Source organism: Chromobacterium sp. LK11, assembly GCF_001043705.1.
Classification (GTDB): domain Bacteria; phylum Pseudomonadota; class Gammaproteobacteria; order Burkholderiales; family Chromobacteriaceae; genus Chromobacterium; species Chromobacterium alkanivorans.
The window spans coordinates 36,719-48,545 of record NZ_LDUR01000020.1 but is presented as its reverse complement, the minus strand read 5'-3'; the positions used below and the strand labels follow the sequence as shown (position 1 = coordinate 48,545).

The following is an 11,827-nucleotide window of genomic DNA, read 5'->3' as shown; positions in this document are numbered from 1 at the left end:
GTAAGCGTCAACATGGCAACGACGGAAACCGGCGTGAAACCGTTATCATGGCCGGGTTTGCATGCAGAGAACAGACAATGACGATATGGGTGGACGCGGACGCCTGTCCCAAGGTGATCCGCGAAACATTGTGCCGGGCGGCGCAGCGCACCGGCGTGGAGCTGGTGTTTGTCGCCAATCAGCTATTGACGGTGCCGAAAGCGCCCAATATCCGCGCCTTGCAAGTCCCCAAGGGTTTTGACGTGGCGGACAACGAGATTGTCCGCCGCATCGCGGCGAACGATCTCTTGATCACCGGCGACATTCCCTTGGCGTCCGAGGCCTTGGGTAAGGGCGCGCAGGCGCTGAACTGGCGCGGCGATGTGTATTCGCCGGACACCATCGCCGCGCAGTTGACGATGCGGGATTTCATGGACACGCTGCGCGCCAGCGGCGTGCAGACCGAAGGCCCGCCGCCCTTGAGCCAGGCGGACCGCCAGGCTTTTGCCCGCCAGCTGGATATCTGGCTGGCCAAGCGGCGGGGCTGAGGCGGCAGCGGTTATGGAGGAGAGGGGAGCCGCGTGGGTATCGCTGCGCTCCTCCCACCCTACCCATGACGAGCCACTGCGCGTAGGGTGGGAGGAGCCGTAGGCGATACCCACCAGCCGCTCCCGTTTCCAGCGCCAATAGGTTTTAGCCTTTCTTCTTTCTACGCGGCTTCCTCTGCAAGGTTTCCAACTCGTCCAGGCTGAGATGGAAGCGTTGCAGCGCCTCCACATGCTGCGCCAGGTCCACCTGTTGCGCCCCCAAGTTCAGCAGTATCTCCAGATAGTTGAAGAAGCTTTTGCACATGCTGCGGCGGTGGCTACGGTCGCGGAAATCCATATCGCTGGCGATGCGGAACAGCAGTCCGCGCGCCGAGTGCTGGCGGTTGAGCTTCAGCAACTGCGCCAGATGGGCGGCGTATTGGCGGCCCAAGGCGCAGGCTTCAAACTCATTCTTAGGCTCGGCCGGCTGCCAGTAATGCGGATAAGTGCGGCCAGCAATGCGGCGGATGAAGGGCAGGCTGAGGTCTTTGGCGTGGGGGCCGGCGAAGCGGTAGCGCGAGCGTGGACCTAGCGGCGGGAGTTGGGATACGGAGTCCAGACGGATGTCTTGGGTTTCAGTAGTGGACGAAGTGAGTTCGATGCCTTGCATCGGACGGACGAGCTTTATCATTTGCAGCCTCCTGATTGGTCTACCGGTGAATTACTGCTAAAGCTGACGCGCCCGTGAGGCGTCACTTGCCACGGGCTGCCAGAATAGGCAAAGCAATAACGACGGTTGCACTGTGGAAACAGCACATCCGCGGTAGGAGTCCAAGTCGGGAGACTAAGCCCGAGCGCCGCGATTGCTGCGGCGCGGGGGCTATTGTTGGGGAGGAGGGAAAGGGCGTCAAGCCGGAGAAGTCCGGCAAAGAAAATCATCGCCGGAATCCAGTTCAGTGCAGCGGGGTTCCGCGTGGGCATCGCTGCGCTCCACCCACCCTACCAAAGTCGAGCGGCAGCCCGTAGGGTGGGTGGAGCCGCAGGCGATACCCACCAGCAATCCCCTCCAGCGAGCATGTCAGGCATCCAACGCCCCCTCTCTGCGCGGCGGGGTTCGCGTGGGCATCGCTGCGCTCCACCCACCCTACCAAAAGGCGAGCGGTCGCGCGTAGGGGGGGGGAGCCGCAGGCGATACCCACCAGCGGCAGCCACTAAGCTCCCCAAACAACAACGCCCCCAAAGCGGGGGCGTTGCAGAGTGCGGCGAGGGAGTCAGGCCTTGCCCAGATGCGGCTCGGCTTCGAACTCCGCTTCCTTGCTGCTGCCCGGCTGACGTATGGTCAGCGAGAACAGCAGCGCGACGATCAACAGCGCCAGGATCAGGTGGAAGGTGGCCAGGAAGCCGCCGAACAGCGAAGCGACGATGGAGCCGACGATGCTGCCGATGCCGAAGCCCAGGTAGATCACGCCGTAGTTCTTGGTCAGATTGTTGAGGCCGAAGAAATCGCTGACCAGCGACGGGTAGACGGTGATGGTGCCGCCGAAGCTGAAGGCGACGCAGGCGATGGCCAGGAAGAACAGGGTGGCGTTCAGGGGCACGAACAACAAGGTCAGCATGCCGGCCAGCGCGGAGACTTGGGCGATGGTGATGACCCGGATGCGCGGCATCTTGTCGGAGAGGATGCCCAGCACCAGGCGGCCGGACAGATTGGCCACGGCGATCACCGCCACGGCGTTGGCGGCGGTCAGCGCCGGCAGGTGCACATAGCTTTCGCCGATGTCCTTGGCCACGCCGATCACGTACAGGCCGCTCATGCACACGGTCAGGAACATCAGCGCCAGCATCCAGTACTGCGGCTGGCGCATCGCCTCGGCCAGGGTGTAGTCATGGCTGGCGTTCTGTTGCGCGGCGGCTTGTTGCTGCGGCGCGTCGCGCATCAGCAGGCTGCCGGCCACCACCATGGCCATGGCGATCAGGCCCCACAGTTCAAAGGTGGTTTCCAGGCTGAAGCGGGCCAGCAGCGCCAGATTGATGTATTTGAAGCCCAGGCTGCCCAGGCCGTAAGCGCCGATGGCGCAGGCGGACACCAGGCCCTTGCGCTCCGGGAACCATTTGACGCAGTTGGACAGCGTCAGCAGGTAGCCGGCTCCGTCGGCCAGGCCCACCAGCACGCCGGCGCACAGATAGAGCATGATCAGGTTATTGGCTTGGGCGGTGAGGAAGAAGCCCAGGCCCAGCATCAGGCCGGCGCCCAGGGTGACGCGTTGCACGCCGAAGCGTTCCTGCAATTTGCCGGCCAGCGAGGAGGCCACCGCCAGCGCCAGGCTGAGCAGGCCAAAGGCGAAAGCCACTTGGCTGACCGGTTCCGACAGCTTGGCGGAGAGTTGGGCGTTGAACAGGCTCCAGGTGTAGACGGAGCCTAGGGCGAACTGGGTGAGGACGGTGCCGGCCAGGGTACGGTAGCGGATGGTGTTGCTTGAGGCGTTCATGGCGCTGCTCGCTTAAAGTCATTACTGTTGGTGCGACTATAAGCCTGTGCTTATGTAGGGGGCGCGGCGGCGGCATGAGATGCAGGCGCCGCGGAATGAAGTGCAGACGGCGGCGAACCAGTTGCAGGCCCTGAAAATGGCGCGCGTGAGTGGATGGCATTTCCATTGTCAAGCCGGCTTGCCAATGGAATGTCTGGCCTTAGAGCCTGTTCAAAATCTCGCGAGCCAGAGCGAGACAAGGCGAAAACGGCTGAGAAAGCGGAGTGGACATAGGGTACATGAGCATTTCGAAGCCGGTTTCAACGCCGTATCGCCGCAGCGCAGCAGATTATGAACAGGTTCTTATTCAGGAGCCGGCTGGCAGCCGGTTTGATGCGCCGCGCGGGCGACCAACGCTCAAAGATGCATCAACTGCCGGAAGGCCTTGATATTGCTGCGGCTGACCGGGATTTCCGCCTTCAGGTCATACAGCTTGATGATGTAGGTGCTGTTGAGCCAGGGCGCGATTTCGCGGATTTTGTGGATGTTGACGCAGTAGGAGCGGTGGCAGCGGAAGAAGCTGTCGGCCGGCAGGCGGGCGACGAATTCGCTGATGCTCATCGACATCACGTAGCGGTCGTGCGCGGTGTAGACCAGGGTGACTTTCTCGTCGGCCTCGGCGTAGTAGATCTGTTCGCAGGGGGTGACGATGATGCTGTCGCCCTTGACCAGATTGACGGTGCGGCTGGCGGCCGGGGCCTCGGCCGGCGCGGCGGCGGCCGCCGGCGGCGTCTGCGCTTCCAGCTTGGCCAGCAGATTGATGATGCGGGCTTCGTTGTAGGGCTTCAGGATGTAGTCGAAGGCCTCGACTTCAAACGCTTCCACCGCGAACTCCTTGTAAGCGGTGACGAAGACGATGCGCGGCGGCCGCGACGATTTGTGCAGGTTCTTGGCCAGCAGCAGGCCGTCTATCGACGGGATGTTGATGTCCAGAAACACCACGTCCACTTCGTGTTCCTGCAGGAATTTGAACGCTTCCAGCCCGTCTTCCACACTGGCGACGATGTCGATGCGGCTGTGCTCGCGGATCAGGTAGGCCAGTTCCTCGCGCGCCAGGTATTCGTCTTCCACGATCAGGGCTTTCAGCATGCCGGCTCCTCGGTGGCGGGCAGATCGAAACAAACGGCGGTGCCGGGCTCCAGCCGGGTTAGCCGCAAGCCCTCGCCGTACAGCAGCTTGAGCCGCTGGTTGACGTTGCTCAGGCCTATGCTGCGGCTGGACAGCGTGCCGGCGGCCACGCCGTCCAGCACTTCCTGGCTGACGCCGTAGCCGGTGTCGCGCACGCAGACATGCACCTTGCCGCCGTCGCGCTTGACCGCGATGCTGACCCGGCCCGGCTCCTTGCGCGGCTGGATGCCGTGCAGGATGGCGTTTTCCACCAGCGGCTGCAACAGCAGGCTGGGGATGCGCACGTGGACGTCGTCGATGTCGAACTCCACCGTCAGCTTGGCGCCGAAGCGCGCCTGTTCTATCGCCACGTAGTCGCGCACTTGCTGCAGTTCTTCCTGGATGTCGATCAGCCGGTCGCCCAGCGACAGGTTGTAGCGCAGGTAGTCCGCCAGGTTGGAGATCAGCTGGCGCGCCTGTTGCGGCTGGATGCGGATCAGCGAGGAGATGGCGTTCAGGGCGTTGAACAGGAAGTGCGGGTTGATCTTGCTTTGCAGCGCGCTGAATTCCGCCTTGCGCGCCATCTCTTCCAGCTGTTTGACCCGCGACACTTCCATCTGGGTGGAGATCAGCTGGGACAGGCCCACCGCCACTTCGCACAGCGGCGTGCTGATGCCGTGGCTCTTGCGGTAGAAGATTTTCAGGGTGCCGCTGACGCCGGCTTTTTCGCGCAGCGGGATGATGATCACCGAGTGGAAGTCCGCCAGGTGGTATTGCTGCAGATTGTTCTCGATGATGATCTGGTCGCCGGCGATGGCCTGGCGGGTGATGGCGCCGATGGCGGAGTGCTCGTCCATCTCGTAGTAGTCCTTGCCCAGGCCCACGTAAGCCAACACGTCCGAGGTGTTGGTGATGGCCACCGCGTCGGCGTCCAGCTGGTCCCGGATCACGGTGCAGACCTGGACCATGGCGTCGCGGTCCAGGTTCTGGAAATAGGGCAGGGTGCGGTTGGCGATGGTCAGCGCCAGCTTGGCCTGGCGCGCGGCCAGCAGTTCTTTTTCGTCGTTCAGGTCTTGCACCAGCTTGATGATCAGGCCGACGCAGACGGTGCCGACAATCATAGGGAAGGCGATGTGGCGGACGATGGGCACGCCCACCGCCGGCTCGGTCAAGAGCAGGATCAGGCCCATGGTCAGCCCTTCGCATAGCATGCCGGCCAGGATGCCGTACAGCCACAGCCGTCCTCTGCCGGCGCGGCAGTGGATCCAGGTGGCCAGCAGGCCGGCGCAGACGCTGGAAATCAGGCAGGGCAGCGAGGTGTAGCCGTTGATGTCGATCAGGTAGCGGTGCAGGCCGGAGACGATGCCGGCCGGTATGCCCACCCAGGGGCCGAACAGGATGCCGCCGGACAGGATGGCGATGATGCGCACATTGACCAGCGAGCCGTCCACCGGAATGCCGGTATAGGTGCTGAACACGGCGAACAGGCAGAACAGCAGCGACACCGCCGCCAGTTCGGCCGGGCTGTGGTCCTGTTTGCGCAGCAGGTGTTGAAACGGGCGGGTGCGGGTGAGGAAGAACAGCGCCATCAACATCAGCGCCGCCCGCTCGAACACCGCCAGCAGCATGGCTTGGTTTTCTATCATGGCGTCGGGAATGGGGCGGCCGCGCCCGGTCGGGCCGGCCTCAAGCCCTGATTTTAAGTCATGCGGCGGGCTTTGGCCGCAGGCGGGCGCAGATTAGGCGGGCGTCATGTCCTGGGCGGCTCCAACTCCGCCAGCAACTCCGCCAGCTTGCGGTCCAGCGTGTCCTGGCTGCGCTGGTTGAGGCCGGACAGGATGGCGTGCTCGTTGGCCACGTGGGCGGTGACGGCGCGGTCTATCAGCTCCAGCCCGCTTTCAGTCAAGCGCACCAGAGTGCTGCGCGCGTCCTCGGCGCAGGCGGGGCGATCTATCCAGCCCTTGCTTTCCAGTACTTTCAAGCGGTGGGTCATGGTGCCGGAGCTGATCATCAGCGAGGAGAACAGCGCGGTGGGCGCCAGGCTGTGCGGCGCGCCGGCGCGCCTGAGCGTGGCCAGCACGTCGAATTCCCAGCCGCTGAGGCCGAATTGCTCGAAAGTGGCGTCCAGCCTGTGCTGCAGCAGCACGGAGCAGCGGCGCAGCCGGCCGATCAGGCCCATCGGCGCCACGTCCAGGTCCGGCCGTTCCCGGTGCCATTGCGCCAGGATGGCGTCCACGGCGTCACCTGTATTCTGTTGCGTCATGCGCATTCCTTTATCTTGAATTCAAGATTTTATTTGTCTTGAATTCAAGGTAATGTTATCTTGAATTCAAGTCAGTTTTCGATGCGATTATAAGCGATTGCGAAAGGAATGCCCATGTCTGCGCGCCTGATGGCCTCCCGTTGGAGCGATGTGTTGTTGACCGCGATGGCCCCGGCGATCTGGGGCTCCACCTATATCGTCGCCACCCAGCTGCTGCCGCCGGACCGGCCGTTCACCGCCGCCTTGCTGCGGGTGCTGCCGGCCGGTTTGTTGTTGATCCTGGCCAGCCGCCACCTGCCGCGGCGCGGCGACTGGGGCCGCCTGCTGGTCTTGTCCGCCTTGAACATCGGCGTGTTCCAGGCGCTGTTGTTCGTGGCCGCCTACCGCTTGCCGGGCGGCCTGGCCGCGGTGTTGGGCGCCACCCAGCCGCTGTTGGTGATGGGCCTGGCCTGGGGGCTGGACGGCCGCCGCCCGGCGCGGGTGGCCGCCTGGGCCGGCGTGGCCGGGGTGGCCGGCATGGCGGCCTTGCTGCTGTCGCCGGGCGCGGTCTGGGACGGCGTGGGCATGTTGGCGGCGCTGGGCGGCGCGGCGGCGATGGCCAGCGGCACCTATCTGACCCGGCGCTGGCGGCCGGCCGCGCCGCTGGCCGCCTTGACCGGCTGGCAGCTGGGCCTGGGCGGGCTGATGCTGGCGCCGCTGGCCTGGGCGCTGGACCCGGCCTTGCCGGCTCTGGGCGCGGCGCAGTGGCTGGGCTACGGCTATCTCTGTTTGTTCGGCGCGCTGTTGGCCTATTTGCTGTGGTTCCGCGGGCTGAGCCGGCTGCCGCCGGTGGCGGTGTCCTCGCTGGGCTTGCTCAGCCCGCTGACCGCGGTGTTGCTGGGTTGGCTGCTGCTGGGGCAGGCGCTGGGGTTGTTGCAGCTGGCCGGCCTGGCCACGGTGCTGGCCAGCGTGTTGGCGGTGCAGCGCAGCATGGCCGCGCCGCCGGCTGCGGACAATCAGATCATGGCCGGCGCGGCGCGCGTCCGGTCTTGAGCGGTAATGAAATCAATCAGAAGAAATCACTCAAAGGAACCTGTTCATGAAGAGCGCTTTGCAAACCCTGTTGGAAAACCGCGTGTCGGCCAATCATTTCGATCCCGCCCACGTGTTGGCGGACGCGGAGATTGAGCAACTGCTGAACGCCGCCACCCGCGCGCCGTCGGCCTACCATTTGCAGAACTGGAAGTTCGTCGCGGTGCGCAGCGCCGAGGCCAAGCGCCGTTTGCAGGCGGCCAGCTACGGCCAGCAAAAAGTGGCGGACGCAGCGGTGACCTTTATCTGCTGCGGCACCTTGAACGCGCATCGCGGGCTGGAGGCGTCGCTGCGGCCGGCGGTGGAGGCCGGCATTCTGCCGCCTGAGGTCAGCGACAGTTGGCAGCGCGCGGCGGAGAACGCCCACCGGGACGACGCGCGCGCGCAGCGCGACGAGGCGATCCGTTCCGCGTCGTTGGCGACGATGGTCTTGCTGCTGGCGGCGGAGGAGCGCGGCCTGGCCAGCTGCGCGCTGGGCGGTTTCGACGCGGCCGCGGTGGCGCGGGAGTTTGGCCTGGCTGCGGACGAGTTGCCGGTAATGCTGGTGACGGTGGGGCGGGCGGCGGCCGGCAATTGGCCGCAGAAGCCGCGCCGGCCGGTGGCCGAGGTGATGGTGTTGGCTTGATGGTCTGCTTGATCGTGAACCGGCTCAATGTCCGCCGCATTCGCGCAGGCGGGGTTTTGAACCGGTTCGCCGCTATCGGAACGTGTTTACGATCTCGCGAGCTAAGGCGAGACAAGGCGAAAACGGCTGAGAAAGCGGAATGTACGCGTGGTACATGAGCATTTCGAAGTTGTTTTCAACGCCGTATCGCCGACGCGCAGCAGATCGTAAACAGGTTCTCAGGCGCTGCGCGCGGCCGGCGGCTGCGCCAGCACCGTGCGGCAGTGGCTTTCCAGGCGGGTGATTTCTTCCAGCACCGCGTCGATGTCGCGGCGTTGTTCTTCCAGCTGGCGGCGGCGTTCCAGCACCAGATCCAGCAATTTCTGCGACTGGCCGGCCTCGTCGTGGGCCTGTTCGTACAGGTCCAGGATTTCGCGGATGTCGGACAGCGACAGGCCGATGCGCTTGCCGCGCAGAATCAGCTTGAGCCGGGCGCGGTCGCGGCGGTTGAATACCCGCTGGCGGCCGTCGCGCTGTGGTTCTATCAGGCCCTGTTCCTCGTAGAAGCGGATGGTGCGCAGGGTGACGTCGAAATCGCGCGCCAGGTCGGAGATGCTGAAGAATTCGGGTTCGGTCATGGTGTGTTCCAGGGCAAGCGGCGATTGTAGCTTTTTTTTAACGCGTTCTCAGCCCTAGCATGATTTACGTTTACGTAATCGTCAACTTGTGGGATGAATGAAAAAAACAAGACCAATACGTACCGTCCACCAGGAGAGAGATGAGATGACCCTGCCCAGCTATGTCCATGGCGCCAGCCCGCAACCCTTGATCGGCCAGACCATAGGCCAGTTGTTCGACCAGACCTGTCGCGAGCACGCCCGCCGCGAGGCGCTGGTGGTGCGCCACCAGCAGATACGCTGGTGCTACGAGGAACTGCGCGAGCAGGTGGACCGGCTGGCCTGCGGCCTGATCCGGCTGGGGCTCAAGCCCGGCGACCGCATCGGCATCTGGTCGCAGAACAACGCCGAATGGGCGCTGACCCAGTTCGCCACCGCCAAGGCTGGCCTGATCATGGTCAACATCAATCCGGCTTATCGCCGCTCCGAGCTGGAATACGCGCTGAGCAAGGTGGGCTGCCGCGCGCTGATCCTGTCGCCCAGCTTCAAGAGCAGCGACTACCTGGCGATGGCGGCGGACCTGCTGCCGGAGCTGGCCGCCTGCGAGCCGGGCCGGCTCCGCTCCGCCGCCATGCCGCAGCTGGAGATGGTGATTCGCCTGGGGCAGCAGCGCACGCCGGGCATGCTCAATTTCGTCGACCTGATGGCCGCGCCGTCGGCGGAGGAGAAGGCGGGCCTGCAAGCGCTGGGAGAGGCGCTGCAGTTCGACGACGTGATCAATATCCAGTTCACCTCCGGCACCACCGGCAGCCCCAAGGGCGCCACGCTCACCCATCACAATATTCTGAACAACGCCTACTTCGCCGGCGCGGCGATGGCCTTCGGCCCGGACGACCGGCTGTGCATTCCGGTGCCGCTCTACCACTGCTTCGGCATGGTGCTGGGCACCTTGCTGTGCCTGAGCCACGGCGCGACCATGGTGTTTCCGGCGGAGAGCTTCGACGCGCAGGAGGTGCTGCGCGCGGTGCAGGAGGAGGGCTGCACCGGCCTGCACGGGGTGCCGACGATGTTCATCTCGGTGCTGGACCGGCCGGATTTTTCCGATTACGACGTGTCCACGCTGCGCACCGGCATCATGGCCGGCAGCCCTTGTCCAATCGAAGTGATGAAGCGGGTGACCAGTCAGCTCAATATGAGCCAGGTGACCATAGGCTACGGCATGACCGAGACCAGCCCGCTGAGCTTCCAGAGCGCCACCGACACGCCGCTGGACAAGCGCGTGGCCACGGTGGGGCGCATCCATCCGCATGTGGAGGTGAAGATAGTGGACGTGGAAGGGCGCATCGCGCCGCGCGGCCAGAGCGGCGAGTTGTGCACGCGCGGCTATTCGGTGATGCCCGGTTATTGGGGCGACCCGGCCAAGACCGCTGAGGCGATAGACGCCGCCGGCTGGATGCGCACCGGTGACTTGGCGGAGATGGACGCCGACGGCTACGTCAACATCGTCGGCCGGGTCAAGGACATGGTGATCCGCGGCGGCGAGAACATCTATCCGCGCGAGGTGGAAGAATTCCTCTATAGGCACCCCAAAATCCAGGAGGTACAGGTGATCGGGGTGCCGGACGAGCGTTTCGGCGAGGAGTTGTGCGCGTGGGTCCGGCTGCGTGACGGCGAAAGCGCCAGCGCCGACGATATCCGTGCTTTTTGCCAGGGGCAGATCGCGCATTACAAGATTCCGCGCTACATCGAATTCGTCGATAGTTTCCCGATGACCATCACCGGCAAGATCCAGAAGTTCGTGATGCGGGAGAAAATGAAGGAGAAGCTGAGTTTGGCGGAAGGCAACACCGCCTGACCCGACTCAAACAATGGGTGCAAAAGCCCCGGCTTGCCGGGGCTTTTTGGCTTACAATGCCGCCAGACCGATCTTTAAGCTGAGGAATCCACCATGACTACCGTATTCAACGACGCCGATTTGCTGCGTCTGGAAAACCTGCTGACCCCCTTGTCCGCCAGCGGCAGCACCATGCGCCCGGACGAGGTGCAGGGCTTTTTCGCCGCGCTGGCGTGCGGTCCGGACGCGGTGGACGCCGATTTCTGGCTGGAAGAAGTGCTGGGCGACGCGCCGGCCTTTGAGAACGCGGACGATGCTGCCGAGCTGAAAACCCTGCTGCAGAAGCTGTACGACGCCACCGCCGCCGCGCTGGCGAATGGCGAGGAACTGGACCTGATCCTGTACGCGGAAGACGACAGCGACAGCGACGAGCCGGATTACTGGCCGTGGGCCAACGCCTTCCTCTACGCGCTGGACGTGGTGGACACAGACTGGTTCGAAGTGGCCGACGAGGACGAGGGCTTCGAAAGCCTGATGATGCCGATGCTGGTGTTGGGCGGCGCTTTCGAGCAAGAGGACGGCGAAGATCTGCTGACCTTCAGCGACGAGGAAGTGGAAGGCTACAAGGAAGAAATGCTGGAAGCGCTGGCCGCGGTTCACACCTACTGGCGCGCCAAGGAACAGGCGCCCAGCACCGTGCGCCGCGACGGCGACAAAGTGGGCCGCAACGACGTCTGCCCGTGCGGCAGCGGCAAGAAGTACAAGGCCTGCTGCGGCCGCAACTGATTCCGGCGCCCGGCGCGGAACCCAAAAAAAGGAAGCCTTGCGGCTTCCTTTTTTTCATGGCGGCGCGCCGCGGCGCTTGCTGAAATTGTTAAGTACCGGGCGCGGCGACGGGCTTTAACGCGCGTTCGGCGGCCTCCCGGGCGTTGAGCCGGTCGATGTAGTCGAACACGTCCAGCAGCGAGGTGGTCAGCGCCAGCACTTGCTCAAGCAGGCTGAAGAAGCCTTCCCAATAGCCTTTGGCGGCGCTGTCGTCGCTGAAGTCTATGTCCGCGGCGATTTGGGCGAGCAGGTTTCGCAGCCCGTCGTCGGGATTGTCCTGCAGATACTTGATGAAATGTCCTGCGAATTCGCGGCCCAGCAAATGCGCGGCGTGTTGGTCGTCTATCGGCGGAACTTGCCAGCAATGGACGCCGCGCCGGTTGGTCGCGTTGGCTGCAAACGGCAATTCCGCGCGGGACGTCGGGTCCGGGTCTGGACGGTAATGGCGGCGGGATGGGGTTTTGATCGACAT

Annotated in this window: 12 protein-coding genes; 5 read left to right on the top strand and 7 right to left on the bottom strand. The window is 64.3% G+C overall.

Annotated elements, in window-relative coordinates:
• Positions 1-77 precede the first annotated feature (77 nt).
• Positions 78-527 carry a YaiI/YqxD family protein gene (locus VK98_RS13765; protein WP_043593836.1) on the top strand — a complete coding sequence of 150 codons (450 nt, stop codon included), beginning with the start codon at positions 78-80 and terminating at the stop codon, positions 525-527.
• A gap of 145 nt (positions 528-672) precedes the next feature.
• Here VK98_RS13765 and VK98_RS13760 read toward each other — a convergent pair whose 3' ends face one another.
• The 5 genes from VK98_RS13760 to VK98_RS13740 form a co-directional block, all read right to left on the bottom strand.
• The gene (locus VK98_RS13760; protein WP_156187873.1) at positions 673-1,197 is read right to left on the bottom strand and encodes a hypothetical protein; all 525 of its coding nucleotides are present in this window, start codon (positions 1,195-1,197) and stop codon (positions 673-675) included.
• 580 nt (positions 1,198-1,777) lie between these two features.
• Entirely contained in the window at positions 1,778-2,995 is a 1,218-nt protein-coding gene (locus VK98_RS13755; protein ID WP_048414578.1) for an MFS transporter, read from the bottom strand.
• 396 nt (positions 2,996-3,391) lie between these two features.
• Positions 3,392-4,123, bottom strand: coding sequence for a LytTR family DNA-binding domain-containing protein (locus tag VK98_RS13750; protein WP_043634264.1), 732 nt, complete (start codon positions 4,121-4,123; stop codon positions 3,392-3,394).
• Entirely contained in the window at positions 4,117-5,787 is a 1,671-nt protein-coding gene (locus VK98_RS13745; protein WP_048414577.1) for a sensor histidine kinase, read from the bottom strand. The genes VK98_RS13750 and VK98_RS13745 overlap by 7 nt, the downstream gene beginning before the upstream one ends.
• Before the next feature lie 104 nt (positions 5,788-5,891).
• Positions 5,892-6,404 (bottom strand): MarR family winged helix-turn-helix transcriptional regulator, encoded by a 513-nt coding sequence (locus tag VK98_RS13740; protein ID WP_048414576.1) that lies wholly within the window; start codon positions 6,402-6,404, stop codon positions 5,892-5,894.
• A gap of 129 nt (positions 6,405-6,533) precedes the next feature.
• Between VK98_RS13740 and VK98_RS13735 the strand changes: the two genes are divergently transcribed.
• Positions 6,534-7,436 (top strand): EamA family transporter, encoded by a 903-nt coding sequence (locus VK98_RS13735; RefSeq protein ID WP_197083051.1) that lies wholly within the window; start codon positions 6,534-6,536, stop codon positions 7,434-7,436.
• A 46-nt stretch (positions 7,437-7,482) separates the two neighbouring features.
• Positions 7,483-8,100: a nitroreductase family protein gene (locus tag VK98_RS13730; protein ID WP_048414574.1), complete on the top strand. Its 618-nt coding sequence runs from the start codon at positions 7,483-7,485 to the stop codon at positions 8,098-8,100.
• 218 nt (positions 8,101-8,318) lie between these two features.
• Here the strand turns inward: VK98_RS13730 and VK98_RS13725 are convergent, their stop codons facing one another.
• A complete protein-coding gene (locus VK98_RS13725; protein WP_048414573.1) occupies positions 8,319-8,717 on the bottom strand; it encodes a MerR family DNA-binding transcriptional regulator in 399 nt (132 codons plus the stop codon).
• A 145-nt stretch (positions 8,718-8,862) separates the two neighbouring features.
• Here VK98_RS13725 and VK98_RS13720 point away from each other — a divergent pair, with 145 nt between their 5' ends.
• Both VK98_RS13720 and VK98_RS24215 read left to right on the top strand, forming a co-directional pair.
• Positions 8,863-10,551 (top strand): AMP-binding protein, encoded by a 1,689-nt coding sequence (locus VK98_RS13720; protein WP_048414572.1) that lies wholly within the window; start codon positions 8,863-8,865, stop codon positions 10,549-10,551.
• Between the two features lie 93 nt (positions 10,552-10,644).
• On the top strand, positions 10,645-11,316 hold the full coding sequence (locus VK98_RS24215) for a UPF0149 family protein (protein WP_048414571.1): 672 nt from the start codon (positions 10,645-10,647) through the stop codon (positions 11,314-11,316).
• An 88-nt stretch (positions 11,317-11,404) separates the two neighbouring features.
• On the opposite strand, the gene VK98_RS13710 is transcribed toward VK98_RS24215, so the two are convergent.
• Entirely contained in the window at positions 11,405-11,827 is a 423-nt protein-coding gene (locus VK98_RS13710) for a hypothetical protein (RefSeq protein WP_156187871.1), read from the bottom strand.